The 25,120-nt window shown below is 54.4% G+C and carries 25 protein-coding genes and 1 pseudogene; 6 read left to right on the forward strand and 20 right to left on the reverse strand.

Annotated features, from left to right (window positions below):
* Positions 1-119: 119 nt before the first annotated feature.
* Together CAF79_RS29730 and CAF79_RS29735 are read right to left on the reverse strand one after the other, a co-directional pair.
* Positions 120-983: a methyl-accepting chemotaxis protein gene (locus tag CAF79_RS29730; RefSeq protein WP_371321019.1), complete on the reverse strand. Its 864-nt coding sequence runs from the start codon at positions 981-983 to the stop codon at positions 120-122.
* A 42-nt stretch (positions 984-1,025) separates the two neighbouring features.
* A pseudogene (locus CAF79_RS29735) lies at positions 1,026-2,039 on the reverse strand (methyl-accepting chemotaxis protein); the annotation flags it as partial.
* Between the two features lie 244 nt (positions 2,040-2,283).
* Between CAF79_RS29735 and CAF79_RS14605 the strand changes: the two are divergent.
* Entirely contained in the window at positions 2,284-2,955 is a 672-nt protein-coding gene (locus tag CAF79_RS14605) for a histidine phosphatase family protein (protein WP_085698356.1), read from the forward strand.
* On the forward strand, positions 2,952-3,773 hold the full coding sequence (locus CAF79_RS14610) for a phosphatase PAP2 family protein (protein WP_085698357.1): 822 nt from the start codon (positions 2,952-2,954) through the stop codon (positions 3,771-3,773). Before CAF79_RS14605 ends, CAF79_RS14610 begins: the two co-directional genes overlap by 4 nt.
* A 65-nt stretch (positions 3,774-3,838) precedes the next feature.
* Here the strand turns inward: CAF79_RS14610 and CAF79_RS14615 are convergent, their stop codons facing one another.
* The 5 genes from CAF79_RS14615 to CAF79_RS14635 form a co-directional block, all read right to left on the reverse strand.
* The gene (locus tag CAF79_RS14615; protein WP_085698358.1) at positions 3,839-5,272 is read right to left on the reverse strand and encodes a glycosyltransferase family 39 protein; all 1,434 of its coding nucleotides are present in this window, start codon (positions 5,270-5,272) and stop codon (positions 3,839-3,841) included.
* Between the two features lie 68 nt (positions 5,273-5,340).
* Positions 5,341-5,928 (reverse strand): ribosomal protein S5-alanine N-acetyltransferase, encoded by a 588-nt coding sequence (rimJ, locus tag CAF79_RS14620; protein ID WP_085698359.1) that lies wholly within the window; start codon positions 5,926-5,928, stop codon positions 5,341-5,343.
* Positions 5,929-6,144: 216 nt separating this feature from the next.
* Positions 6,145-6,513, reverse strand: a complete 369-nt coding sequence (locus CAF79_RS14625) for a DUF6124 family protein (protein WP_085698360.1) — start codon at positions 6,511-6,513, stop codon at positions 6,145-6,147.
* Positions 6,514-6,651: 138 nt separating this feature from the next.
* Positions 6,652-7,134, reverse strand: a complete 483-nt coding sequence (locus CAF79_RS14630) for a cysteine hydrolase family protein (RefSeq protein WP_085698361.1) — start codon at positions 7,132-7,134, stop codon at positions 6,652-6,654.
* Between the two features lie 180 nt (positions 7,135-7,314).
* Positions 7,315-8,295, reverse strand: coding sequence for a hypothetical protein (locus tag CAF79_RS14635; RefSeq protein ID WP_085698362.1), 981 nt, complete (start codon positions 8,293-8,295; stop codon positions 7,315-7,317).
* A gap of 1,128 nt (positions 8,296-9,423) precedes the next feature.
* Here CAF79_RS14635 and CAF79_RS14640 point away from each other — a divergent pair.
* Positions 9,424-10,749 (forward strand): hypothetical protein, encoded by a 1,326-nt coding sequence (locus CAF79_RS14640; RefSeq protein ID WP_139832599.1) that lies wholly within the window; start codon positions 9,424-9,426, stop codon positions 10,747-10,749.
* Positions 10,750-10,990: 241 nt separating this feature from the next.
* Here the strand turns inward: CAF79_RS14640 and CAF79_RS14645 are convergent, their stop codons facing one another.
* From CAF79_RS14645 to CAF79_RS14655, 3 genes are all read right to left on the reverse strand, one after another.
* Positions 10,991-11,920 carry an FRG domain-containing protein gene (locus CAF79_RS14645; protein ID WP_085698364.1) on the reverse strand — a complete coding sequence of 310 codons (930 nt, stop codon included), beginning with the start codon at positions 11,918-11,920 and terminating at the stop codon, positions 10,991-10,993.
* Positions 11,921-12,168: 248 nt separating this feature from the next.
* Positions 12,169-12,993 (reverse strand): hypothetical protein, encoded by an 825-nt coding sequence (locus CAF79_RS14650; protein ID WP_085698365.1) that lies wholly within the window; start codon positions 12,991-12,993, stop codon positions 12,169-12,171.
* Positions 12,994-13,240: 247 nt separating this feature from the next.
* Complete coding sequence (locus CAF79_RS14655; RefSeq protein ID WP_085698366.1) at positions 13,241-14,686, reverse strand: toll/interleukin-1 receptor domain-containing protein; 1,446 nt, start codon at positions 14,684-14,686, stop codon at positions 13,241-13,243.
* A 436-nt stretch (positions 14,687-15,122) separates the two neighbouring features.
* On the opposite strand from CAF79_RS14655, the gene CAF79_RS14660 reads away from it, so the two are divergent.
* Genes CAF79_RS14660 through CAF79_RS14670 form a run of 3 tightly spaced genes read left to right on the forward strand, consistent with a single transcriptional unit; the run spans position 15,123 to position 16,668 of the window.
* Entirely contained in the window at positions 15,123-15,662 is a 540-nt protein-coding gene (locus CAF79_RS14660; RefSeq protein WP_085698562.1) for a PAAR domain-containing protein, read from the forward strand.
* Positions 15,662-16,384, forward strand: a complete 723-nt coding sequence (locus tag CAF79_RS14665; protein ID WP_065259942.1) for an N-acetylmuramoyl-L-alanine amidase — start codon at positions 15,662-15,664, stop codon at positions 16,382-16,384. The genes CAF79_RS14660 and CAF79_RS14665 overlap by 1 nt, the downstream gene beginning before the upstream one ends.
* Entirely contained in the window at positions 16,381-16,668 is a 288-nt protein-coding gene (locus CAF79_RS14670) for a hypothetical protein (RefSeq protein ID WP_065259943.1), read from the forward strand. The genes CAF79_RS14665 and CAF79_RS14670 overlap by 4 nt, the downstream gene beginning before the upstream one ends.
* A 47-nt stretch (positions 16,669-16,715) precedes the next feature.
* Here CAF79_RS14670 and CAF79_RS14675 read toward each other — a convergent pair whose 3' ends face one another.
* From CAF79_RS14675 to CAF79_RS14720, 10 genes are all read right to left on the reverse strand, one after another.
* Positions 16,716-17,081: a histone-like nucleoid-structuring protein, MvaT/MvaU family gene (locus CAF79_RS14675; protein ID WP_085698367.1), complete on the reverse strand. Its 366-nt coding sequence runs from the start codon at positions 17,079-17,081 to the stop codon at positions 16,716-16,718.
* Between the two features lie 62 nt (positions 17,082-17,143).
* Positions 17,144-17,332, reverse strand: a complete 189-nt coding sequence (locus tag CAF79_RS14680) for a hypothetical protein (protein ID WP_065259945.1) — start codon at positions 17,330-17,332, stop codon at positions 17,144-17,146.
* 54 nt (positions 17,333-17,386) lie between these two features.
* Positions 17,387-18,244: a hypothetical protein gene (locus CAF79_RS14685; RefSeq protein WP_085698563.1), complete on the reverse strand. Its 858-nt coding sequence runs from the start codon at positions 18,242-18,244 to the stop codon at positions 17,387-17,389.
* Between the two features lie 92 nt (positions 18,245-18,336).
* Positions 18,337-21,255 carry a DUF927 domain-containing protein gene (locus tag CAF79_RS14690; RefSeq protein ID WP_085698368.1) on the reverse strand — a complete coding sequence of 973 codons (2,919 nt, stop codon included), beginning with the start codon at positions 21,253-21,255 and terminating at the stop codon, positions 18,337-18,339.
* Positions 21,252-21,524, reverse strand: coding sequence for a DUF3077 domain-containing protein (locus CAF79_RS14695; protein WP_085655302.1), 273 nt, complete (start codon positions 21,522-21,524; stop codon positions 21,252-21,254). The genes CAF79_RS14690 and CAF79_RS14695 overlap by 4 nt, the downstream gene beginning before the upstream one ends.
* The gene (locus tag CAF79_RS14700) at positions 21,521-21,805 is read right to left on the reverse strand and encodes a hypothetical protein (protein ID WP_085655303.1); all 285 of its coding nucleotides are present in this window, start codon (positions 21,803-21,805) and stop codon (positions 21,521-21,523) included. The genes CAF79_RS14695 and CAF79_RS14700 overlap by 4 nt, the downstream gene beginning before the upstream one ends.
* 528 nt (positions 21,806-22,333) lie before the next feature.
* Positions 22,334-22,639: a hypothetical protein gene (locus tag CAF79_RS14705; RefSeq protein WP_085698369.1), complete on the reverse strand. Its 306-nt coding sequence runs from the start codon at positions 22,637-22,639 to the stop codon at positions 22,334-22,336.
* On the reverse strand, positions 22,636-22,875 hold the full coding sequence (locus tag CAF79_RS28860) for an AlpA family transcriptional regulator (protein ID WP_225875065.1): 240 nt from the start codon (positions 22,873-22,875) through the stop codon (positions 22,636-22,638). The genes CAF79_RS14705 and CAF79_RS28860 overlap by 4 nt, the downstream gene beginning before the upstream one ends.
* Positions 22,876-22,985: 110 nt before the next feature.
* A complete protein-coding gene (locus CAF79_RS14715) occupies positions 22,986-23,237 on the reverse strand; it encodes a helix-turn-helix domain-containing protein (RefSeq protein ID WP_085698370.1) in 252 nt (83 codons plus the stop codon).
* 531 nt (positions 23,238-23,768) lie between these two features.
* The gene (locus tag CAF79_RS14720; protein ID WP_085698371.1) at positions 23,769-25,004 is read right to left on the reverse strand and encodes a tyrosine-type recombinase/integrase; all 1,236 of its coding nucleotides are present in this window, start codon (positions 25,002-25,004) and stop codon (positions 23,769-23,771) included.
* Positions 25,005-25,120: the final 116 nt, after the last annotated feature.

Here is a 25,120-nt window from a genome sequence, read left to right on the forward strand (position 1 = left end):
ACGAGCGGCCTCATCTGTCGCTGAAATACAAAACACCCGATGCGGTGCATCGGGCGTTTTGAGGCTGAAACAGGTGTAAACCTATTTCAGGACTAGACATCGGCTTTCGTGTGCAGGGTTTACACGCGGAAATGACTCACCATCTGCTGCAATTGCCCACCCAAACGCGCCAGTTCAACGCTGGACTTGGCCGTCTCATCACTCGCCGCTGCGGTCTGTTCCGATACGTCGCGGACGTTGATGATGCTGCGGCTGATTTCTTCGGCCACGGCGCTCTGCTGTTCGGCGGCAGCGGCGATCTGCTGGTTCATCGACTGGATATTCGACACCGTGCGGGTGATGTTTTCCAGCGAGTCGCCGGCCTTGCGGGTCAGGGCGACGCTGCTGTCGGTCAGGGCGCGGCTGTTGTTCATCACGGCGGACACCTGTTGCGTGCCGTTCTGCAGACCGGCCACCAGGCCTTCGATTTCCTCGGTGGATTTCTGGGTACGCTGGGCCAGGCCACGGACTTCGTCGGCGACCACGGCAAAACCGCGACCGGCCTCACCGGCACGGGCGGCTTCGATGGCGGCGTTGAGGGCCAGCAGGTTGGTCTGTTCGGCCACGGCCTTGATCACGTCCATGACGCTGCCGATCTTGTCGCTTTCCTGTTGCAGCACGCTCATGGCTTCGGTGGAACGCACCACTTCGCTGGCCAGACGCTCGATCTGGGCGATGGCTTCGTTCACCACTTTGTCGCCTTCGCGGGCTTCGCCGTCAGCGGCGGCTGCGGCTTGCGAGGCTTCTTCGGCGTTGCGCGCAACTTCCTGCACGGTGGCCGTCATCTCGTGCATGGCGGTGGCCACCTGATCGGTCTCGACCTTCTGGCTGTTCACGCCGGCGCTGGTCTGTTCGGTCACGGCCGACAGTTCTTCGGCGGCGCTGGCGATCTGGGTCACCCCGTCGCGGATGCCGCTGATCAGGTCGCGCAGGGTCACGCCCATGCGCGCGATGCCTTGTTGCAGCACGCCGAGTTCGTCGCGGCGGGTGACGATCACGTTGTGGCTCAGGTCGCCGCTGGCGATGCGGTCAACCACGGCCATGGTTTCCTGCAGCGGACGGGTGATCTGACGGGTGATGATGAACGCGGCGATGATGCCGACCAGCAACGCCAGCAGGGTGCTGATCAATTGCAGGGTGCGAGCCTGGGCGCTTTCGGCGTCACGGCGGTCGAGCTGGATCTGATACAGCTGCTCGCTCAGGGATACGATCAGGTTGCCCTGGTCGGTCATTTCCTTGCGCGCCTGCACCGCATCGCTGTTGGCGTTCTTGAAGGCCTGCAAGGCGCTGCGGTAATTGGTCAGTGCGGTTTCCAGCTGACGCAGGGCGTCCTGTTGGCTGCTGGCGAAATGCATGTTCAGCGGCTTGAGGCTGGCGATGGCTACGTCCAGCTGGCCGACGGCTTTCTGCTCGGTCTCGGCGTTGGCAGTGGCGGTGTAGCCGCGCACTTCGTAGCGCGCCAGGATGAACGCTTCCTTGGCGGCGGTGACGGCCTGGAACTGCTCGAAACGCTCATCGCTCAGCGGCATTTGCTGGACGCGGTTGCTCAGCGCTTCGATCAGGCCGTAAGCCGTCGTGGCACTGGAGGCCATCGAGTCGCGCGCCGTGTTGCCAGTGCGGTAGGCGTTACGCATCTTGTTCAGGGACGTCTGGTACTCGGCGATGGTCGCCGCCTGCTGCTTGAGCAGCTTGAGGTTTTCCGGGCTCTTGAAGCTGCTGATCAGCTTCTGCTGCTGCGCGGCAAAACCGTCGAGGGTGGTCTGCACGTTCTGCGCGGCGGTTTCGTCGCCGTTGGTCAGCATGTATTGCAGGCGCACCACGCGCAGTTTGGTCAGGCCAGCGTTGAGCTGGGTGATGTCGCTCATCCAGTTGCTGCGGTCAATCAGGCCGCCCAGGCTGGTCCAGCCGGTGAGCGCCAGGATGCAGGTCAGGGCCAGGACGAGGCCGAATCCGAGCCCCAGTTTCAGGTTCACGCTGATGTTGCCGAACCAGCTATTCATCACAAATCCTCCAGAAAAACGTTGTGCTACTTGATCGTCGGTCAGGCTGGAAGATTGTTGTTTTTTTGCGCCAGCAAGGGTGTAAGCAGGACTGTATCGGCCGCAAATCCGAGAGCTGAAAGGATTTTGTCCGACGGATTTTGTAACAAGGGATCCCAAGATTTTTTTCACACGGGTTTCACTGGCTGCCCACGCCGTGCTCTTTAACCTCGCCGCATCGAATGACAAGTGATGGCGGCTTTTTGTGGAATTGCGACTGAGTCTGTTCGGCGTCAAGCGCTCGATTGATCTGAGCGGTCTGGCCCGTTTTCGAAACACCTGGGTGGTATTGGCAGCTTCGGTACTGGTGATTCCGCTGACCCTCTGGCTGCTCGCCCCGGCGGCGGTGCCGGACCTTGCCCACGGCAACGTGGCCGGGGCCAAGGCGCTGAAGGAAGGCTGGAGCAAAGGCGAAATCATCGTGCTGGTGCGCCATGTCGAGCGCTGCGATCACTCGAAAGCGGCGTGCCTGAGCGGCCACGATGGCATCACCGACCGTTCGCGCAGTGTCGCGGTGAGCGTCGGCGCGCAGTTCGAACAGTTGGGCCTGGACACGGCCGACGTCTACAACAGCCCGGTGATGCGCACCGTGCAGACAGCCGGCTACATGTTCAACCAGGCGGCGACCGGCGAAGACTGGCTGATCAGTTGCAAGGGCCGGATGCTGCAGGACGCACTGGCGCACAAAGTCCCGGGACGCAACCTGATTCTGGTGACCCACAGCGAATGCATGGCGCAGCTGGAAAAAGACCTCAAGGTGCCGGCCTCGACCCTCGGTTACGGCGCGTCGCTGTTTGTTTCCGCCGCCAGCCCGGCGGCCCCACGGATGCTCGGCTTCATTGAAGCTTCAGACTGGCGCACGGTGACCACCCAATGAAATCCCGCTTTTACGCTTACAACTTCGGCATCCCGCTGCTCTGCGCAGCCGTGGTTTTTCTGATGTTCGACATGACCAATATCGACATCGCCTTCAGCAACCTGCTGTTCGATCCGCTGACCCACACATTCCCGCTCGACAAGATTCATTTCTTCGAAAAGCTGACCCACAAGTGGGCGCGGATCATTCCGAACTGGACCGCCGAAATTGCCTTGATCGGCGCCATGCTGTCGTTTGTCTGGCCACTGGTGAAGCCGCAAAAGCATCCGCGTCTGGGCGGTTTTCTCGAGCGTTGCAAAGTCGCGCCGGTGCTGCGCTTTGCCGCTGATCACCGTAGGGATTTTCTGTTTATCGTGGTGGCTTTCGCGGTCTGCACCGGGGTCATCCATTTCCTCAAGGCGCACACCAGCGTTTACTGCCCGATCGAGACCACGCTGTACGGCGGAAAGATGCCGCATATCGAGTGGTACAACAATTTCCAGCTGTTCCACGAAGCGGGTGAAGGGCGTTGCTGGCCGGGCGGTCATGCTTCCGGTGGCTTCACCATGCTGGCGCTGTATTTCGTTGGGCGTCGTTATCAATGGCGCTTTTCCAGCGCGTTGTTGTGGGGCTCGCTGCTGCTCGGTTTTGTCTACGGCACTACGCGAGTCCTACAGGGCTGGCACTACATGTCCCACACGTTCTGGGCCGGGATCTTCGTGTGGCTGGCGTGTTTGCTGACGGCGCTGGCGTTCTACGGACGGGCTCGTCTGGAGTTGCCGGTGTTGAGCAAACGTGAACGTAAGGTGTTCGCTGCACAGCCTGAGGCTTCGCTCTGAGTCCTCGCCGCTGAAATGAAAAACCCGCCATCACCGGCGGGTTTTTCGTTTGTGCTGTGGTGGCTTCAATAGCCCACGAAGTAATACGCCTGGCGTCCGACCATCATGGTCTTGTGGATTTTCAGCGGGGCGGCGGGTTCGCTGTCTCCCGAGATCACGGCGATGTTCGATGGCGATGCACTGAGAAACTCCCGTAGCTGCGCATCGGTGTCCAGGCCCTTGAGAACACTTCGGGTATAGAACACGCTGGCGCCGCCGAGCCGTTCGTTGGCTTGAAACAGCGCGACCTGACTGCCGCTCGCGTGCAGCGACTGGATGTGTTCGGTCAGCGGCAGGAACGACAGGTGTTTGTCGGCGTTCGGCAGTGCCCATTGCGCGGCGCCGAGATAGCTGGCGATGACCACCGCCAGTATCCCCGCTGCCAGTGGCTGACGATGACGGGCGATTCGTCCGACAAAACCCTTCCTGTGATCCTTCAACTTGTCGAACAGCACGCCCGCATATTCGGCTGCAATCACTGCCGCTGCGGGTGTCATCGACATCAGATAAACCGTGCGTTTGCTCGAGGCCAGGGTCAGCAGGATGAACTGCGCAATGATCCACAGGCTGAAAAACAGCAGGTAACGATTGGCCCTCAGTTCCTTGCGAAAATGCCACAGGCCCAGGTACACCAGAATGTTCCAGGGCAGAAACGCCTGCGGCAGTTTGGCGAGGTAGTAGTAGAACGGCTCGTAGTGGCCGGCTTCGACGAACGATCCGCTGAAACGTCCTACGCTGTTGGTCAGCAACACTTCACTGACCGCCTGGACGCCGCCGCGCTGATAGAGCACGGCGAGCCAGATCATCAGCGGGATCAGACCGACAACGGTCAGCAAACCCGGACGCAGCCAGTCCGTCAGTTTGAAGCGCTTGTCCATCAGGTTGTCGGCCAGCAGAAAAGCGAAAATCACCACGCCCGGCATCGCCAGTCCGAGCACGCCTTTGCTCAACGTGGCGATGGCGATCCCGGCGATAAACAGCAACGAATTGCCTGGGGTCGGTGCTCGCTGCGCCTGGAAGAACGCCAGCAATGCCGCAGTCACACCGAGGGCGAGCAACGCATCCTCGCCGACCCCGCGCACGTTGCTCCAGTAACTGGCCATGGTCGCCAGCAGAATCCCCGCCGTCCAGGCGATGGCCTTCGGGCGGTCGAAACGGCGCAACATGGCGTACAGCAGCATCACGCTGAGCAACCCGGCCACCGCCGACGCCAGTCGCACCGCCCAGGGCGAGACGCCGAAAACGCGCAGGGCGCCGGCGTCCAGCCAGAGGCTCAGGGGCGGTTTTTCCAGGAAGGGTTCACCGAACAGACGCGGTGTCACCCAGTCGTTGTCCAGATGCATTTCCATCGCAATGCCCGCAACCCGGGCCTCGGTGGAGCCTTGCAGTTGATGGTTGCCAAGGGCGAAAAAGAACAGCAGGGCGGCAAGCAGAAGCAGGGAAGAGGCGGCACGCGACATGAATTCAGGCAACCGGAAGTGAACGGAAACCCGAGCTTACGCGGCCAATCCTTAACAATTTGTGAACGTCACGACAGCGGTCGTGACCAGCGCTGATCCGGCGTTTCGAAACGCGGATTGACCCGCGCTGTCAGCACATGATCCTGCCAGCGCCCGGCAATGTTCAGGTACGCCTTGGCGTAACCTTCCCGTTCGAATCCAAGGCGCTCCAGCAACCGTTCGCTGCGCTCATTGCCGGGAATGTAATTGGCCATGATCCGGTGCAGGTTCTGGGTGTCGAACATGTAAGCGATGGCCGCCTCCAGCGCTTCCTGCATCAAACCCTTGCCCTGATGCGCTTCGTCGATGTGATACCCCAGATAACAGGCCTGAAACGCACCGCGGATGATCCCGCTGAAATTGCAGGCGCCGATCATCTGCCCGCCATCCGGAGTCATCAACGCCATATGCACCGCCAGCCCGGCTTCGAAGGCGCTGGCCTGTATTTCCAGACGCCGGCGGATCTGTTCCGTGGAGAAATAATCGGTGGTACGGATCGGTGACCACGGCGCGAGGTGACGTTGATTGCGCTGGTAGAACGCGCTTTCCAGCGGCGCTTGATCCGGGTCGAGTACCGCGAGCGTCAGGCGTTGACAGGGCAGGGTCAGCAGCGGCATCGGGTGCTCCGGGTCTCGGGATTGAACACCAGAATTGCCCGGTGAGCAGGAAAACACAAATCGCCGCCAGATTGCGGGCGAAAAAAAGCCCGCAGGAGCGCGGGCGAACCGTAGTTTCTTGAATGAGCGAGGCCAATGTACACGGCCATCACCGCCGCCGGGGTGAAGAAAAGTTCATGTCGATGAACGACTTGCAGCATCGGCGAACGGTCGCTTTCAGTGCACGACAGGTGCCGTCGTAGTGGGCACCAGGTTCACCGGATCAAGGTTCTCCATGGCGCGATTGACCAGCATTTCGGTCATGATCGACAACTGCCGGATCGCCAGCAACCGGCTGCGTTGAGAGCCCGTGAAATCATCAGCGATATTGGCCGTCATCATGTTCAGCGCCGCCAGGGTTTCGCAGGCATGGGTCAGCAGAGTGGCCGTGTCCACGTCGGTGCGCACGGAGAAAATCTCGTTGAACGGCAGGGTGCGACGCGGCTTTCTCACGTATTCCTGAGGCTGGGCAAGCACAGCCGGTTCTTTCGATTCGGTTTCGTGAGGCGGTGTTTGATCAGGCAGGCTTCGGGTGTCTTTTTTCATGACGAGGCTCCATGGTTTCAGGCTCCCGGCGAATCCCTTTGGTAAACCATCTGCCGGGTTGCAGCGGAGCGCGAAGACTAGCGTCTGGAAGCATCTTGAACCAGTTCATGAAAGTCGACGCGGGTTGCGGGAAATTTCCTAGGACGTCTGCAGACAGGTGCGAAGTTCGTCCGAGGTCAGCGTGTGCTTGAAGTGATGTTCCCACAACCGCATACCCAGACTACTTGAACGATCCAGCGACGAGCCCACTGTCAGTTCCGTGAGCAACGTCGGCTTCAAACCAGCATCGAACAGCGCAAACCCGGCGGCGAGGTAGCAGGTTTCGGTTTGCAGGCCGCAGACCAGCACGCGATCCAGATTCAGGCTTTTCAGGTATTCGATTGTGTCCGGGGAGGGCGCGTCGCCGAATTTGATGAAGATACGGTCTGCGGCGATCAGGCTGTCGTCATCCGCTGTCGGGTGCCAGCCGAGCTGACGCTGGAACGGTGTGCGGCTCTCGTCATGGGGCTCGACCGTGGAGACGCTAGGCAGTTTGCCGATCAGTAATTGAATGCCGTCGATCAGCCATTGCGGCGGGGAGAAACTGGGTTGGACGTCGATGATCAGCAGTGCCTGGCGCATGAGGTCTCCCGGGATGAATCTCCAGATGCGACAAGGCCCGCACTGGGCGGGCCTTGTCGTTGAGAGTTGGTGGGCCGGGGTCATTTGAACCGATCAAGAACCCCCTTGTAAACATTGAGTATTATCAGAGGTGTAATTCTTTCGGATACAAATAGGGATACAAAACCTAAGCGGCTTCGCTCAAGACGTCTCAGTTTTGGTCTTCGGAGGACCGAGAACGAAAGCTATCTGCCTCAGATCCTCCACCTTCAGGTCGATACCTTTGCCCTGAGGGTTTTCCTCAAGATATCCAAGCGTGTAAAGCGTGACATATCTCACTTCCTCAGCCTGGATGATCAGCTCTGTCAGGTACCGGCGGAAGCGATAAGCGTTCATTTGATCTGCCGGTACGTATAGGGAAACGCGCTTTTCCCCAACAGGATCGTAGAAATTGAAGCTAAATCCTGCTCCGTAGCGCTTTACGGTGCCACCACCAAACAAGACACCGCCGTTTTCACCAATGTTTGCGGCTGTAATGTGACGGAAGTATGAGTGAAGCGGGATCACACCATATCCTGAAACCTGTAACGTCAGAAGATCGAACTCTTCCTTAGACAGTTCCGATTTAGCGTTTCTGTAACTCTCCACCAGACGCTCTAGGTCTGTGGTTTTCGTGGGGCCCCGAGGCTTGTCGTTCGATTCACTGCTAGCTCTACGAACCCCTCTCCCCTGACCATCTCCATCTATATCATCACCTCCCTTACCAGGACGGTCGCCCCCGGGTTTCTTTTCCTTCAGGTTTGGATCAAAGATATCGATGTAGTCATCGAGCTTGCGTTTGGCCTTTCGAACTTTTGCTTCTTCTTCTGTTTCCCCTGGTCGGCTTCTGTCCAGATCACCGCTGGAACCGTGTTCAATCCACTCACAGGTTGAACAGTGTTCATCCTTCGGGTTGGCACGAAAATGCGCAGCCTGCAGTATTGGAGTTTCTTGGGGATTCACATCGTAGTTGACGCCGGTGATCTTGGCGTCGAGCTTCCTGCACTCCTCATTAGTGCAGAGGAACGTGAAGCGCGCGCGTGGCGGTGCTAGGGAGAGATACTCGCGCCGGGCAGCGACAATGGACAACTCCTTTTCAAGCTCGACACAGTAAGCACGTGTAATGCGTTTGGTTGTTTTCATCCGACTGACATTCCTTGAACAGCTCTTTGTTGGGTCAACAATCCTTGGCCTGCTAATCGAGGCTAACGTAGGGGGAGCCGGAGTGCTAGAGCGGTCGGAGAGCTGAATCGAGCGGGGGACCCTGAGGAATTACAGAGCATACGGGGTCGGAAACCCGCGGGATCTCGGTAGTGGAAGGCCCGCCAGCTTACTGAAATTTCAGTCATTGAAATCGAAAGGATTTGGTTGAAAAAAGGCCATCGTTACCGCATTCGTAACGATGGCCTTTTGTGTTGTTGATTCCGCACGCGTTGAGCTGTCAACCAAGTCAACCTGTCAACCAATCAAAAAAAATCAGCCACTAACGAGATCACGCGGGTTTTGTGCCCCGTGTCCTTGGGAAATACCCAGGGTCCCCGGCGACCTCCTAACACCTTGTGCACATGCACTGGTGAACTGCGTGTTCACCTAGTTCACCAGTTCACTAACCTGAGCACCTGTCCGCTAACACAGTCCCGCGGGTTTCCGACCCCGTGTCTCGAAGAAAACCTCAGGGGCCCCGGCACATTGCGGGAGAGACTCCTGATGTTCGCTGGTGGGATTGATGCACACGGGGTGCGGGGGTATGTACCCCTCAAAATGCGGTGTAACTCGTGTAACTGGTGTAACGATGGATGCTAAGTAACTGTATTTATTGAATATTTCCAGTGTTACATCGGCTTCGTAAGCCAATCTTTAGCCGTGTAACTCATCCATCTGGTGTAACGCTTCCGGTGCTTGAAAGAGGAACGAGCTAGGTTATGCCTATGATGCAGGAGGGTAGAGTGCTTCCCGGCCGGCAGTCGCAACAGGCCGCTTTCGGCCAGAAGCGGACGTTCACAAGCGACCGCTACCGGCCAAAAGCGGACGTTCGCACGCGACCGCTACCGGCCATAAGCAGACGCTCGAAAGCGCCCGCTGACGGGCTTGCAGACATTCATAACGGCTCCGCATGCGGCCACTTGCAATCATTCGTCGCATGCAGCGTACGTCCCCAGTAGACACTGTCAGTACAAAACGGGAGGCGATTCAGATGCAAACACTAACGAAACCTCAAGCTTGAAAATAGAGCTAAAATGACCCCTGCATCTGACAATCAAGGGACTGATAATGTTTAACCAAAAGAATATTGACTCAATAGCAGAGCGTAACGCTACCATTGAGTGTTTCAACATCACTCTAACGCAAAATACATTAAACTCCCCATTGATTTTCAATGGTCCAGGTTGCTTGTTTTTTGATGAAAAGAAGACTTTAAGAGTAAAAATTTATTCTGGCTCGACAAAGTCGGATTCAATTGAAATGTTGAATTTCTTTTTTAACGACCGTGTAGGTATAGTTTCAGAAGAAAGGTACTTCACGCTCGAGGCTGAGGATACCACTGGAAAAATTTGGAAGAACGCACGCGTCCTTGCTGAGCGAGGGGTTGATACATATCCCTCAGGTGCGGTTTTAGAGCTTGCCCTCAATAACGCCCGATCGTTTTCAAAGCTTAAACATTCAGTCATTGGTGGCAGTGCACTGATAACTGTAAATGGCAACTATCGATTGCCATTCAATGAGTACGTTGACAATGGAAAAGGGTCGATGGAGCTGGCAAAATTATCTCTCTCGCAAGGGACAAAAACTATCGAGATAGTGCAAAAGAACAGCAAGCTAGATATTAACATTGTAGACAGCGAAGACCCCGTAGAGTTAGATTCACTTTTTCATCTACTAGAAGGAATCAGTATCGCCATCGGTCAGCTTTTAGAAGCTTCATTTATAATTGCAAGAAATGGAGTCGCCTACGAAGCTTACATTCAAGGGAGAGCCACCGAAAATATTTACACACTGGCCAAGCCTATAGTTGATATTTTTCCAAGCAGAGAGACCGGGCTGAATAATTTCTTGCAGATGTACATGAAGGCCAGACCTAGAGGTCTTAATCATTTGGCAAATTATTGGAATCGACTTAAAGATATATCTAAGGCAAATACTGAAGCTGCGGCGCTAGTGCTCTGCGTAAATATAGAGGGCATGGTAAAAAACTATTTTTCGACTAGCATAGATCTAGATGAGAAAACCCTGAAGGAGATTTCTGACACTCAAGAGTTCATTAAGAAGTCAGGGGGTAACATTCCAAAAGTTGGAGCAGATGCCATCCTAAATTTTTTAGGAAATCTGAAGACAAAGACAGTATCAGCCATTCTCTCGGACATGAGCGCATCCGGAGAGGTTGATAAAGCACACGTTAAAAGCTGGAAAAGTCTTCGGCATACTCTAGCTCATGCAGATAATGCAGTAATTTCGTCGGATAACTTTGAAAAATTTGTTTTTGACCTCCAGAACTGTCTAGCCCTATTCGGTAAGCTTATTGAGCTATGCGTAACTCATTTCAGTAATGACAGCATTATGACAGCTCTGGCGCTGGAAGGTCACGAAACGCTGGATTAGAGAGGCTAATCCCTGAACGATGTTGTATTCATAAAATACTTATAAGCTTCCACACAGGCTAGCATGAGGTTATGGTCTAACTGAAAGGCAGTTTATGGCCGAATACGGTCTGCCACAAGTAACCGCTACCGGCCAAAAGCGATCAGTCGTGGACATTCTCGTTTGTATTTGCTAAGTCTAGCGACAGCATTAAATTCAACATGTGAGGCATCCTCTCGTGGTGTTGCTCAGTTATCCGTGATCAGTAGTCAGGATCACTGTCATAGCTATCAGCGTTGTATTCGTCTATTGCAGATTGGGAATGCCTTACTCCAATCTCCACATTGCCCCAGTCTTTAACCATTTTTGCCGCGCCGTGAAAGCCGGGGAATAGAGTGGAGCCATCAACGCCCATCTTAGAACACAAATCCAACAATGCCGGCGCCTCGCTAACTGGTAGCGTCAGTTTAAAAAGCGGTGTGTAGCCACCTCTCGTATCGTAAATTTCTTGAACGTCCTCAAGCGCGTCAGGTGTGTATACGTCGTCTATACTGTAATCCTTCGCATGGTGAGCAGTGAACAAACCAGACTGTGCCGCTTGATTTTGACTTGTGCCTCCCGGTGGTCTAATGATCTTCAAGGTTTTCCAAAAAGGTGCATAGGTGGTTTCCAGAGCCCATACAGCAATTTTAGGCATCCCCATAAAATCAATCTCAAAGCTAGCTGAGGATGCAGCAAAGTAACATGCAACGAAGCTTCTATCAGTCCAGTCTAGGAGACGCGTTGGCACTTCGTAGTGTTGAGCTATCGCCATGATTTGGTGCATTTCTTGCTGAGGCCATGGTAAAAGCCCACTAATGAATGTGTGTTGAGCAGATAGCAGTCTATCTCTGATCTGCTCTGTATATCCGGGTACAATCAATCCCGACCTATCACAGCCGTCTAAGAATTTCTTCAGGATGTCCAACTCAAAGCGAATCTGTCCTGAGCTTGATTTATCGAGCATTCTTCGAGGAGAGTCGTACCCAAATGAACCTTTGCCATTACGGCACACAGAAGGAGTTAGCTTATATTCGTCGCTTGGTTGGCCCCTGAAGACGTATTTCCCGTTTTTCCAAACTTCATTAAGAGGTGAAACGTAATCAAGCAGCTGACGCGCAGTCTCAAAGTGCTTTTCGATTGGGCTTCCCATCGTTCCTTGCTCCTTATTCCATTGATTGTATCCCATTGTACTGACCGCTAATCAGCAGCAACGGCTTAGAAGGCGTTCTGAGGCATTTTGAAAGAAAGGGCTAGACAAACGTTTGGGGGGCGCCCGCTACCGACCAGAAGCAGACGTTCGCAAAACAGATGCTTGTAATCCATATCAGTTCCCCTGGATGCAAAAATTGGAAATCAAGCCAAGGCTAATGGGGGTGAATCGAACGGCATTAACGAATTTTAGCCTTTGCTCCCATGTCGCAATAAAGATTCTATAATGGCGCCACTTTTCAATGATTTACTGAACAACTCATCCGACAACATATCTATATATTTTTTGTGATCAATAGCTTTTTCATGCTCTTCAATTAGATTGGCCATGAACTCGCTCTCAGTGCCTTCGCACTCTTCGGGAATTACAATGTACTGCGTAAAATTCATCGCCCGGTTAAAGTTCATTGAAGTATCTGACAATAAGGATTTGCACCGATCTATAATTAGGATCTCTGCCTCCACAAGCTCTTTTGGAAGAATTGGCATATTCAAAGCCAAGCACTCGGCATACTCATCGAAGGCTGATTTAGCAGAGTTATGATAAAGAGGCCACCGATCTTGATGCAGACTTCGATATACTGAATAATCCGACAACTCTTCTTGTTTGTCGTCTTCAATTTGAAACTTGAAGTAGTTGGTAGCTTCCTCCACCCACATATTGGTTATATCTGTCAGTTCTTTTATTTTTTTTATAGCCAAATAGTGCTTTTGATTAAGATTAAGGATGCTGTTGATTTTGACTTCTAGAAATTTAGACTGCTGACCTCCAAGTACCTCTAGCTGCGATTTAAAATTTGCGACTTCTATTTGGAGCTCTTTGTTTAAGTCGTTTTTTTTGTATTCAAGCTGACTCATTAATTGATTGTTTTTTTCTGCTAACGCAACTGCATGTTTAGCATCTACTTTCTTGAAAAACCAAGATTGCCCAAATTTTCCGACAACTGCGAGTGTCAGGCCGGACCCAACGAAGGCAGAGATTATCGGCTTTAGTATCTCCCAGGTTTCGGACACTATTGGATTTCCTCAAGGTGGATTGTACAAAATTATTAATCGTAACTTGTTGCTTGACCAAAAAAATAAGCAGTATGCCTTTTGAACTTTTATGTTGAAGTGGTGAATGGCTACTGGGAATTCTTTGAGGTTCCTTATGATATACCCTCGGACAAGAGGTCTTCTTCATTCGTGCAGCTAATCGAAAGTAGCTACAGCGTTAATTCACACAAGTAGCTACAGGTGCTTCATTGATTCTTTAACATAATTATGGGCGAATGCACAGCTTTTCGTAATTCATTAACTCTAATGGGTTAATGTTGTCAAAGCCCCATTTTGGCACATAGACTGCCTGGCTTTTTAAGCCTTCAACAAAATCGGCAAAATCCGATTTCGATTTTACACCAAGTAGTTTTGATATCCGATCAAAATAACTCTTGGATTCCGCACGAAGGAAAATTTCAAAAGCGCCCCCATGAAAAGATTTGTAAACTAATGATTCTGGCCACCATTCTTGTCGACGATTTTCTGAGAGGCCTTGTAGAGACTCTTTAAGGTATAGTAAAAAATCCGCTTGCATCAAACTGTTGAATGACAATCCTGAATCCGCGCATCGCTCTTTTAGTAAGTCAGCATGTACGGACAAACGTCGCAGATTTAGTCTATTATTTCGATGGCTCAATGACTCTAAATAGTTTCTGAAGATGCCAAAAGAGTGCATTTTGCTTTGCCCATGGTTTTCACCGTCAGAAAAATATCGCTGACTTGTTAGGTTGTCCACCAAGTCATATCGCTCATGCTTTAGCAGAACTCCGATACATACAATGAATGCTTCTTGAATAATAAATTTAAAATTATCCCAATCCCACTTGTGATAGCTTGTTATATTCTCAGGTCTATCTAGGTATGGGATCAGTGACTCGAAAAATTTATGTATGATTGGCCCGGCGCCGTTAGAATGATCATATTGGGCAATGGTTGCAAAGACTTCTACAAGTTCATTCCTTGCTGGAAAGAACTGCTCGATGCTGTCGACGACCTTTTGGTCAAAATCAGTTGCCCCTTGACTTGGAGACAATCTAAATCTGATAAGGTTTTTCGAAAATAAGTTAAAATACTCAACTAGCGCTCCACCGGCATGAGGTCTTGAGTTTTTCAGGGCATCAATTAAGCGTCTGTGAGTCACAGAAGTCCCTAATGAGATGGAGGCTTCTTCATCTAGAAAGGCAGGCTTCTTTCCAATCTCCGGCTTTATATTTAGTGGTTTGTCATAGATCCAACGTAGCAGTTGCTCGAAATTGCTACCGTAGAGATCTTCGTCGGAAAGATCTATGTAGATTCGTGACTTATAGAAAATCGGTAGCTTTGCTTTTCCTTCTTGATCTCTACTTGCGATAACTGCAACGAACTTATTCTGATCTACACTTTCATATACCTCTGAGGATATTATTTGTGTTTCTGTTCCGACGCCACCAGATCTTTTATTGGCTTTTTCGCCATACTGCTCATCCAGTACCATGATCACTTTTTTTATGCTTTCATCCGAAACCATTTTTTCCATGAAGGCATTAGCGTCGTGCCCTTCTTTCAGATCCCATTTGTCTAGTATTACGTCCACACCGTTTTCGCGTAGCTCCGTTCCTAAGCGAAGGACCCAGTTTTGGTGCTCTGGAGTAGACCAACTGTAAGAAATAAACAGTCTTGGTTCTGACATGAAAAAATCCTTTTAGATGCTAGGGTATCTGTTGGCCAATAGGTAATCGCGACAAGTAGCATTGGTTTGTCTTCGAGACAGAACCGACGCTACTCATTTGCCATCAATATGTCTACTGTCAACCCCTCTGACGTTCTCTGTGGAAAAGCTGCAACGGCCTGACACTAGACTTTGCAGACAGGCTCGACCGGACCTGATCCGAGGGATCTTTTTTTGTCAGGATCGGCCCGTGATTGAAGGGCCGCCGATAGCGGTAGCGTACGAGCGTCCGCTTTTGGCCGTATGCAGTCGCATGGGAATGTCCGTTTCTGGCCGTAAGCGGAGATTCCGGGGCCCAGAAATCCATGCTACTGGCTATTGCGCAAGCCCAGGCGGACCGGGTCTATTGATTTCTGATAAGGTCGCGTTCATAGACGATCATGACAAGGAGTCAATTGTGGCGAAGCCCGCAGCACGTTTAACCGATCCGACAAGTTGCCCAATGCCAGGGCACGGTGCCCAATCCATTGCGTCCGGCTCTCCCGATGTTTTCTTCGATGGTCTTGCCGCCGCTCGAAAGGGCGATACCTGCACGTGCGGTAGCGCGTTGGTTTCCGGCGTCTCAGCGACCGTTTTTATCAACGGGAAAAACGCAGCTTTGGTTGATACTGTCGGAACGCATGGTGACGTCGTAGTCGGCGGCTCCGGCACCGTAATCATCGGTGATTCGCATACGCCTGCTCCGTTCGTCCCTCCCATGCCTCTTGCGATCAAGAAGACCTACGGTCAAGCGTTCAGCGTTACCGACAGCGAAACGGGTACTCCGTTGGCTTTCCGTGACTTCTTGGCGACGGTCAACGGTGTAGAAACCACAGGCATTACCGACGCTAACGGTATTGCTCACGTTAAGACGCCGTCCCCCGATGCGAAAATTTCGCTGCACGTCATGTTCAGCGCTCCGGCACGTACACTCCATGAGCTGGCGGAGGGCGTGTGATGACAAACCTATTCGCAACTCAAGCGACCGCCCAGGAAATCAAGCCAGGCGAGCTCATGTGTCCGATACCGATTACCGTAAATGACCGGGCTGCAACGCGCGAAGCGATCATCAAAAAGGTCCGTTCATTGAACACGACGTTCGTAGAGCGTTCTTCGTGGGGAGCCGTGAAGGGCAAGCCAGATATGGTGATGGACTGGGACTACACCATGATCGCCCTCCACCACGCCGGCCGCAGCCATAGCTGCACACCTGGTGCCGAGCAGATGCAGGAAATCCAGAAGGGGCACCTAAGCCAGAAATACGACGATATCGGGTATCACTTCGGCATCGATTGCACGGGGCAAGTCTACGAGGGGCGCGACATTCGGCTTCAAGGTTCGAGTGTCTTGAAATTCAATACAGGCTTGATCGGCATTGTGTTGCTGGAGAACCTAACGACACCAGAAGAGGGCGGGGATTGGGTCGCCAAGGGCCGGGTTGCGCTCGACACCCTCGGATACAGCACGACCAATGTGATACCTGCTGCTCAGATCACCGCGTTGATGCATCTGATCGACGCGCTTAAAAGTGTATTTGTGATCAAGCATTTTGGCGGTCACCGGGAATACCCAGGTCAAGCATCTGAAGGCAAGATCTGTCCCGGAAATATCGGCATGGAGTTGGTCAGGAATCTCAGAGCAAAAACTCAACTACTCCCACCTCCGGCGCCGCAACAATGAAGAAACTGATAGCCCTGATAGTTCTGGTTCTGGTGACAGTGCTTTACGTTGGGTATTACGAAGCGCTTGAGGATGGGGATATCGAAACGATCCTGTTCATCAAGAAGCATCCGACGTTTCAGATGAAGTTTTACAATATCCACGCCAATGACGGGGAGATTCGTCAAGTCGAACGACTCACGGAGCAGGAGCGTAAGTGGATCGTTGATTACTGCAGGTATCGGCTCGGCATCGACACCGATCTGAAAACGCAAGATGACGTTGAAATTTGCAGGAAGAAATAGCTCAGCAGATAAAAAAGGCCTCTTAGAGGCCTTTTACTCAAGCTGCGTTATTTGCGAACCCAGCTTTCCACTTCGTCGGAACCGTGCTTGGTTTTCCACTCTTTGAGCGTCTTGTGGTTACCGCCTTTGGTTTCAACCACTTCACCGGTATGCGGATTCTTGTAGGCCTTCAGCTCGCGAGGCTTGCGTTTGCCAGGTGGCGCCGCTGGTGTTGAAGCGCGTTTCGTGCTCTGCGGATCCAGCAGGTTGATGATGTGCCTGAGGCTGAAACCGTACTGATCGAGCAGTTCGCGCAGCTTGGTTTCGAACTCGATCTCTTTTTTCAACGCGCCATCGCTCTTCAGTGCTTCCAAAGCTTGAAGCTGTTCGGCGAGGTGTTTCTCAAGCTGGCGGTATTCGGCGAGTTTGGACATGTGAATTCCTTGTTGTGTTTTAGCGATATCTATCTGAAGTGTATTACAGCACGGAGTTCAGCTCACTTGCGCCCCTTCAACTGCTCTTCGATGTAGCTCATTTCGTTCTTGATCAAGTTGACCGTCAGTGTCTGAACATTCGAGACCTTGCCGGTTTTGATGTCCACGATTTTCATCAGCGCATTCAGGTGGTTTTTTCGCGCCTTCAAAGTGTCGGTCCAGTTCGCGCTGCTCAGTATTGGAGTGATCATGATCTTTGTCCTGATGGGGTTCTAAACAGCCCGCGTGAGCGGGCTGCTTCGGGTTCAAGCGGCCAGCAGATCCTCTGCGCTGATGGAGCGGGCTGCGGTGACTAGGTCTGAGTGACGAAGATCCAAATGGAAAGGACCGAATTGAGGTATATCGAGCTTGGAGAAACCATATCCCGAGTACCCTCGGGCGTAGTCCGCCGCGAGTATCCGTGCGCCCAGGGCTACCAAGTGTTCCGCAGCGGCGTTCCACTGTTCTTCCAGAGTCAGCTTTACAGCGCTCAGGGCCGATTCTTTTGCATCGTTCTCCCGCTGCTGTGCAGTGGCGATTTGCGCTTCAAGGGAGTCGAGCTCAGCCTGCAAGGCCTCCATGATGAGTTCCTGTCTTCTGACATGCTCATCGGTGGCGGCGAGTTGTTTGGCTGCCTTCTGCATTTCGCTGTTAGCGGATTTCTCTCCGTCGCTATCACCACTCGCAAGGCTACGTGCATACAGGCTTGCAGCATCTCGCTCTGCCTGCTGTGCCTTCTCCAGCGATTGCTGCGCATCCGACTGAATGGTCTGAAGGCGTTGGCTCAGATGCGATTGTGTCTGCTTCAGCGCTTCGACTTCGGCAGCCGCTTCGGACATGGTCTGGATCGACTGTGCTTTGATGTCTTCGACTTGTTCAATGCGCTCCAAGTAAGCCATCTTCTCTTCGATACGACTGATCGCGGATGGAATTGCTCGCAAGCGGCATTCGGCACTGGAGTATCGGTCCATGGCGGCACTCCTTTCAGGGCTTCCTATCATGTTGCCGATTGGACTGTAGTTGTTAGGCGCATTGCTCCATTCGGCGTGCAAGATGGGAAGACTGTTTTGAATGGTTTCTCGCTCTGCAATCAAAGCGGCGAGTTGATGTTTCAGTTCATTCATTGTCATGTTCGTTGTCCTTGATGAGTGTGATTGAGTGATTCGGCTGGCGAGGCCGGGAATGGCCGGCGCTACCTCGATCAGCTGAGATGCCCTCAGGCAGCCCGAGCCTCGGCGTCATCCGTTCCCGGAATCGCCTTCACGATGTAGCAGCGTTGTTGGCCGAGGCCGGGCAAACGAACCAGACTCGATGCTTTGCCGTCGCTGCTCGGTTCCAGCACACCGCGCTGCAGGAGCTCCTTGTTCACTGCCGTTAAGTTCATGCCGCGGAAGATCTCCGAACGCCACGCCTCGGTCAGCACGTAATAGGTGTTGGTGGTGTGCATGGTGTCGCCCATGCCGTGTTCCAGCGTCTTGCGAAAGCCGAGGCGGTCGATGGTGCGCGGGCCGTGTTCATCGATTTTGGCCGCTGCCGATTCCCAGCGAGTGAAGCGACTTTCGCCGAAGCGCTCGATGACCTGGCGCAGCCGCGCCAAAATCGCATCGCCTTCGAAGTTTCCGGCGCCGCCACGCTCGTTCAGCCATGCGTTCAAGCACACCCGAGCGGCCGTGGTGGCCGTGCCGTCCGGCCAACCGGTGATGCCCATCGCGGTGGCCAGCTCGCCAGCGGCCGCCGCGAGACCGAAGCGCGCCGCAGCACGGTGTGCCTGTCCACTGGCAGAGGCGGGGAGCGCTTTGGCTATAAAGCCTTCCAGCGTGCGGCGCAGGATTGCCGCCCAGCCGTGGCGTTTGCCGGGTTCGCACAGCGCGGTCAAGAGCGCGGTCAGCGGCGTGCCGTAGTAGTTCGCCACACGGGCCTTGAGTGCGTCGGATAGGGCGGCGGCATCCTCGAAACCGTTGAGCGTGTCGAACATACCAAGGCCTTTGCTGGCATCGGCCGGGACGGCGAGCATTCGCACCTCCATACCGGCTTTCAGTTCCTTGTTTGCTTCGGCCATGTGCTGGGCCAAGGTCTTCTCGCCGGTTGAGAGAAACAGCAGACGCCATTCCTGCACCTGCCGGCCCGCTTGACCTCGATCATTGGCGCGGGCCTTGCCGGTGCCGTTGCCGAGCATGTACACCGTCTCGCCGATGATGCGGGCATCACACATGCCGATTTCATCGAGCACCAGAAGCCCGTCCGAGTGCGCGGCAGCGATCGATTCCAACGCGTTGTCGGTCGAGCGCCACGAGCGCACCAGACGCGGCCCGCCGTAGATTGAGGCGGCAACTTGCAGGTGCGTGGTCTTGCCGCCGGAGCTATCGCCGTACAGGTGAAAGCCGCCCGATTCGTGGCCCAGCATGTGCAACAGGGGACCGGCGAAGGCGACGCCGACGACAAACGCCAAGCGATGGTTGCCGATACACAGCGCGCCGATCTGCTGTTGCCATTGCTCCAACGTGCCCGCTTCGCTGATCGGCGGAAGCTGCGCGCCGGCCTCGTAGAAGTGCAGGTGTTCCGCGTGCATGCCGACCTGCTGCTCGGGCAACAGAAAGGCGTTGTCATGCCAACCCAAACGGGTGACCAGTCGCGCTCGTTGCGCGCTGTCGAAGCCGCCCAGGTAGCTCTGCAAATCGTTGCGAGCGTTGCGCCCCGAGCGGCTGCCGGCCAGACGCAACCCCATGTCTACCAACGGGCCGAGCACGTCCTTGCCGAAGTCGCCGGTCATGGTGCGTGCCGGGATGTTCCAGCGTTTCTTGGTGCCGTCGGGATCGTCGAACTCGACCAGCAAACCCCAGTTGTGGCCCTTCTCGTCACGGGTACGCGCAAGGATTGCCAGTGGCGAACACACCGGGCGTGCTTCACCGTCGTCGCCTGCGTAGAACACTCCCTCGGGCGTCAGGCGAAAGCCTCCCGGCATCAGGTCGTTTTTCGATTTTGCCGGGCGCTTGGCTGCTGCTTTGGGTTTCGCTTCCGGCTCTGGTTCCGGCGTGGGTTCTACCGGGGCAACTACCGGTTTTTCTTCGATCACGCCGAACAGCTCGCCGCCGCTTTCCAGCTCGGTAAAATGCGCAGCGGTCCAGCCTTTGCCGAGCGCATCGGCGGCATCCTCGCCGTCATCCCATTGACCACCTTTGGCGAACGCGGCGCGGTCGTTCTTCAGCGTCGGCTTTCGTTTGAACACCTCCAGCGCAATGACCCGGACCGAGGCCGCGCCGATTTCGCGCAGCTTTTCGGCAACGGTGGCCATGCAGGCTTTACCGCTGTCGTCGTTGTCCGGCCACAACACCACGTCGCGTCCCTTGAGCGGCGTCAGGTCGGCTTTGTGCCAGGAGTTGGAGCCGTTCGGCCAGCAGGTGGCCACGTAGGTCGGCAACAGCTCGGCGGCGGCATCGGCCGCTTTCTCGCCTTCGCACAGAACCACTGGTGCGTCAGCACTCTGGGCCAGTTCATCAAGGCGTAGGAGCGGACGCGGATCCGGCAGACCCTGCCAGCGCCATTGTGTGGTTTGACCATCGGAGCGCTGACACCACGTCAGGGGCGCAAAGACCTTCTTCGGCTTGCCGTCCTCATCCGGGCCGAGGTCGAAGCGATACAGCGCCATGAGTGGCTGACCCTGTGCATCGCGATAGATCCACACCTTCGACGGTACGCCCTGATCACGGTGCTTGGCCGGGCACTTGTTCATGGCCTCGGTCGGGATCGGCTGGATGGCGTTCCATGTCGGCGCCTTGGGCTTAGTCGAGGCGACCGTGATCTTAGCGGCGCCGGGCGCAACGTTTAGCCAATCTGCCAACTTGTTGCACGCTTCGACGTCGGTGCCGCCGTCCAGATAGCGCACCAGATCAATCAGGTCGCCGCCTTTGTCGCCGGTGGCGAAGTCGGCCCAGGTGCCCTTGCTCAAATTGACCTTGAGCGAACCGGCGCGCTTGTCGCTGCGGGTAGGATTCGGGGCTGTGTATTCCTTGCCGCCGTCCACACGCTTGCCGTTGGACAGCCAATGCGACAGGACACGATCAATGTCTTTCAGTGCGGCGGCTTTCACGTCGGCAAAGCTTGGACGTTTCGCGGTGCTATTCGGGCGTTGGCTCATGTGTCAGCCCTCGGCAGAAACAGCGCGTCGTTGATGTCGTCGATCAGCGCTTTCGCCATCTCGCCCAGGTACAGGGCGGGCCAACTGAAACGCTCGCCGTGGTCACTCATGGCCGCGTCGAAGTTGAGCTGGTTCGCGTGATGTTGCAGCAACGACACCATCTCCAGCGCGTCTTCGACGGGTACACCGGCATTCACTCGAAACAGCTTCAGGTCGGTGGCATTAACGCGAGAAAAGGTAGCGTGGCCCGGTGTGGTGGAAATGCTCATAGCGCACCGCCTTTTTGCACCGCAGGGGCCGAAGTGTTGTCACCGTGCATAGCCAGTGTTTTGATCAGGCCGAGGGTGCCGCGCACGTCCCAGAGGACGGCGGCAATGACGTGATTGGCAAGGCGTGAGGATTCGTTTTCGAAGTGATCCTCCAGCAGCGTCAGCACCGAGTCAGCACGGTCAATGGCGCAGGTGATGGCATCGATAGGTACGCCGGCTTCGGCGGTTGGATTCACGCAGAGCAGATCTTCGGGCAGGGCAAAACTCAGGGCGTTGTTCATTGGGCACCGCCTGCGGTTTCGAGTGCGCGGGCTTTGGCCATGTGAGCGTTGTAGCGGGAGAGGCGTGTAGCGAGGCTGGAGTTGGCGTGTAAAGCGGCGAGAGCCATTGCACGGTGTGCAGCGGCGCGAATTTTGGACGGATTGAGGGCGTGCATCTGGCGAAGCTCCTATTGTTGAGGAGCTGCCACGTTCGTTACCAAGCGAATGGGTGGCAGCTGTGCGCAGGTTGGTAAACCGGGACAATAGGAACCCGGCAGACCCGAAGGTCTCCCACGCACAGCCGCCATAAAACGGATTCGCGGGCGCAAAAAAAGCGCCTGCAAAAGAGATATGGGCGCTGTTGCGCCTATTGTTCAACGGGTTACCAAGCCCGGTCGCTGAGTTTGCAGCGACGGCCAGAGAGTAACGTCCGTTTTTGGAAAGTGCAACTGCGCTGATGTCTTGCGGATTTTTCAGGTGCGGCATAAATTGTTCGGGCATGTAGATTGACCTCAACGCCTCCGGATCGCCCCCGGAGGCGTTTTCGTTTCAGGCGTGAGCTTCCCAGCGCAGGGAGATAGTGGGCAGATATCCAGCCTCAATCAGGGCATGGGCATCTTCGTAAGCGTCAATCTGCTGGCCTTCATCCACGACCACTACGCCGAACTTTTCGCAGTGAAGTGCGAGGAGGCACCAGGTGCCGTCTGCCCATTTGAGTACGCTAACCACGCGCCCTTTTTTTTCTTCACTACTGCGAAAGCGTTCGAAGCGCTGCATGGTTTGGGAGGTGAAACCAACGCCACGAAGAATCGAAAACGGATGCATCAGTGCTCTGCTGGCGATCTTGATATTCATGCGGCCACCTTGTTTCGAGCCGCGATGCGTGCACGATTCCAATTCAAAACTTCAGCCAATACCCAAGCCACAGGCGCGCCTCGGGCGTTGCTATCGGTGAGCTTCACTGCCTGCGGAAACCCGCTCTCTGGCTGGTTCATGAGCTTGTAAACGGTTGCGCGTCCCACGCCTGTCAAAGCCATGACCTGATTAATGCGAATCAACGTTGCGGAGGGATCGTAGCGACCAATATCCAAGCCGCTCGCATTGGCCGGCCGGGGTGCAGAATTGGCTGTGCTGATTTGATCGATGATGGTGGTGGGGGTCGCCGGGATTTCGAGGATCTTCGTGTTGGGTTTGCAGTCATTCACTCCGCTCGCCCTCCCGCTATTGCGGCAGACGAGCGAACGCAGCTTTCAAGCCAAGCGGTGACGTCTTGGAGCCGATACCGTACGCGTGATCCTGTTTTCACGTAAGGCAGTGAATTGGCACGTGAGCTGAGCCATGCGGCAAGCGTTCGGCTGGACAAACCCAATGCATCCGCAACCTGTTCGGTAGTGAGCAGTTCGGTAGCTGGGTGAGTAGAGGAGGATGGGGTTAAAGCGTTGTGGATCGTCATAGGGAGTTACCTGTCGTAGTTCGTACAGGTACTAGCTATGTAAACCAATAGTGGATTTTTAAAAACAGTATTTTCGATCAGTTCTGAGCCTGATTCTGTTCAGAGGTAGAGTAGTTTTTCATGATCGCTGCAAAGTTTTAGTTTTTTGCCGGGCCGTCCCACCATGTCCCACTGGTTTTCTATACAGTGAAATTTTGTAGAACCAAAATTTTACCGGGACGGGTTTCCCGACGAACGGTATGGCTTCATGGGAGGAGTGGATTCAACAGCTTCTCCTCTGCTCGTCTCGCATTCCCCCTCCGCCCCACGTTTGAAGTGACCTCGCGACCCTTTTAAGGCTTGGAAATGTATGCCATCAGGCAACTGGGAGTTGAAGTCGGCGTTACACCAGTTGCCTTCGTTACACAGGGTGTACGCGTCGTCACTAAAACGTGTAGCGGCCGTGAGGGCCAATGATTCCGGGGCGTCCATGAGAGTCGTTACACCTGTGACACGCGTTACACCGATTTTCGGAGGGGTATGGGTGGCGTTTCAATGAACCCCTTCAAAACTCTCTTTGACGACATTCCCAATCGCCAGTTGATCGAGATAATCGGCATACCACTGCATCATGCTTGTACGCTGCTTAAGATAAACAGCTTTGTTGTAGACACCCGCGACCCCGTCTTTCATATGTGAGAGCTGGGCCTCGATGTGATTCTCGTCGAAGCCATGCTCATTGAGGATCGTGCTGGCAATGTGTCTAAATCCATGCCCAGTTTGTCGGCCCTCATACCCTAGGCGACGTAACGCCATCAGGAAAACAGTGTTGGAGCGAGCTTTGGTTGTATCACTACGACCGGGAAAAAGTAGCTGGTAGTTGCCTGTCAAAACATACAAATCTTTCAGCAGCGTCACGGCCTGGTGTGGAAGAGGTACCAAGTGTTCACGGCGACGTTTCATTCGTTCTGCGGGGATCGTCCAAATCGCTTTCTTCAGATCGAACTCCGTCCACCTTGCCTCACGAATTTCGGAAGGGCGGCAAGCCAGCATCGAGAGCAGGTGAAGACCGATGCGGATATCAATAGCGCTTGGATAAGAGCGGATCGCTCGGAGCAGAGGAGGTAGTTCCTCAGGCGACACATGAGCGTAGTTTTCCGCTGGTTTTGTCTGCAGAAATTTGTGCAATCCCTCCAGGGGGTTGTGTGTTGCTCGCCCGGTCACCCTAGCTAGGTCGTAAATTTCACGACACATCCCTCTTACACGACTGGTCTGCTCGATGATTCCTTTCCGTTCCATTGAGCGAAGAAAGTCCATCCACTCCATTGGAAGAATCTCGCGGTAGGAGCGCGTTCCGAAAACAGGGAAAACATGAAGCTCGAGAGCGCCGATAGTTCGGACTGCTGTTCCTGCGGTCCACCCTTTGCGTTTGGACGCATACCATTCCCGTGCAAGCTTCTCGAAGGTATTACTGGCGCTCTCCAATTCGGCGGCTTTTTTCGCCCGCATTGTTGCCAGTGGGTTACTTCCGTCAGCAGTGCTTGCCCTCAGGTCTGATGCTTTCTGACGAGCTGCCGAACCGGACACCGCCGGGTAACTACCCAACCCGATCCATGACCATTTTCCGTCGGCCTTCTTGTATCGAAGCTGCCACGACTTCTTCCCATCCGGCCGCACCCGGAGATAGACGTTGTTGCCGTCGTGCTCTCGGTACTCCTTGGAGTCGGCTTCTAGGCTCGCTATGACTGTGTCTGCGAGAGGACGCCGCTTGATTTCAGTCCGTTTCATTTCCTTGTACCCATCAGTTTCAATCTGTATCCGTGGTACATGAAAGGATACAGGGCACATTGGGATAGGGGTAGACAAGGACGGATAGCCAGAAACAAGGAAGCCCGCACAGGGCG

It is taken from the genome of Pseudomonas sp. B26(2017) (genome assembly GCF_002113045.1).
Taxonomy (GTDB): Bacteria; Pseudomonadota; Gammaproteobacteria; order Pseudomonadales; family Pseudomonadaceae; genus Aquipseudomonas.

What these genes read in the sequence shown, in the direction of transcription:
- CAF79_RS14695 (WP_085655302.1), bottom strand. Translation starts at nt 21,524, where the DNA reads ATGAGCATTTCCACCACACCGGGCCACGCTACCTTTTCTCGCGTTAAT.
- rimJ (WP_085698359.1), bottom strand. Translation starts at nt 5,928, where the DNA reads ATGCCGCTGCTGACCCTGCCCTGTCAACGCCTGACGCTCGCGGTACTC.
- CAF79_RS14705 (WP_085698369.1), bottom strand. Translation starts at nt 22,639, where the DNA reads ATGAATATCAAGATCGCCAGCAGAGCACTGATGCATCCGTTTTCGATT.
- CAF79_RS14630 (WP_085698361.1), bottom strand. Translation starts at nt 7,134, where the DNA reads ATGCGCCAGGCACTGCTGATCATCGACGTCCAACCCAGTTTCTCCCCG.
- CAF79_RS14625 (WP_085698360.1), bottom strand. Translation starts at nt 6,513, where the DNA reads ATGAAAAAAGACACCCGAAGCCTGCCTGATCAAACACCGCCTCACGAA.
- CAF79_RS14655 (WP_085698366.1), bottom strand. Translation starts at nt 14,686, where the DNA reads ATGTCAGAACCAAGACTGTTTATTTCTTACAGTTGGTCTACTCCAGAG.
- CAF79_RS14690 (WP_085698368.1), bottom strand. Translation starts at nt 21,255, where the DNA reads ATGAGCCAACGCCCGAATAGCACCGCGAAACGTCCAAGCTTTGCCGAC.
- CAF79_RS14640 (WP_139832599.1), top strand. Translation starts at nt 9,424, where the DNA reads ATGTTTAACCAAAAGAATATTGACTCAATAGCAGAGCGTAACGCTACC.
- CAF79_RS14675 (WP_085698367.1), bottom strand. Translation starts at nt 17,081, where the DNA reads ATGTCCAAACTCGCCGAATACCGCCAGCTTGAGAAACACCTCGCCGAA.
- CAF79_RS14680 (WP_065259945.1), bottom strand. Translation starts at nt 17,332, where the DNA reads ATGATCACTCCAATACTGAGCAGCGCGAACTGGACCGACACTTTGAAG.
- CAF79_RS14615 (WP_085698358.1), bottom strand. Translation starts at nt 5,272, where the DNA reads ATGTCGCGTGCCGCCTCTTCCCTGCTTCTGCTTGCCGCCCTGCTGTTC.
- CAF79_RS14720 (WP_085698371.1), bottom strand. Translation starts at nt 25,004, where the DNA reads ATGAAACGGACTGAAATCAAGCGGCGTCCTCTCGCAGACACAGTCATA.
- CAF79_RS14670 (WP_065259943.1), top strand. Translation starts at nt 16,381, where the DNA reads ATGAAGAAACTGATAGCCCTGATAGTTCTGGTTCTGGTGACAGTGCTT.
- CAF79_RS14700 (WP_085655303.1), bottom strand. Translation starts at nt 21,805, where the DNA reads ATGAACAACGCCCTGAGTTTTGCCCTGCCCGAAGATCTGCTCTGCGTG.
- CAF79_RS14635 (WP_085698362.1), bottom strand. Translation starts at nt 8,295, where the DNA reads ATGAAAACAACCAAACGCATTACACGTGCTTACTGTGTCGAGCTTGAA.
- CAF79_RS14685 (WP_085698563.1), bottom strand. Translation starts at nt 18,244, where the DNA reads ATGAATGAACTGAAACATCAACTCGCCGCTTTGATTGCAGAGCGAGAA.
- CAF79_RS14665 (WP_065259942.1), top strand. Translation starts at nt 15,662, where the DNA reads ATGACAAACCTATTCGCAACTCAAGCGACCGCCCAGGAAATCAAGCCA.
- CAF79_RS14645 (WP_085698364.1), bottom strand. Translation starts at nt 11,920, where the DNA reads ATGGGAAGCCCAATCGAAAAGCACTTTGAGACTGCGCGTCAGCTGCTT.
- CAF79_RS29730 (WP_371321019.1), bottom strand. Translation starts at nt 983, where the DNA reads ATGGGCGTGACCCTGCGCGACCTGATCAGCGGCATCCGCGACGGGGTG.
- CAF79_RS14715 (WP_085698370.1), bottom strand. Translation starts at nt 23,237, where the DNA reads ATGACGATCCACAACGCTTTAACCCCATCCTCCTCTACTCACCCAGCT.
- CAF79_RS14610 (WP_085698357.1), top strand. Translation starts at nt 2,952, where the DNA reads ATGAAATCCCGCTTTTACGCTTACAACTTCGGCATCCCGCTGCTCTGC.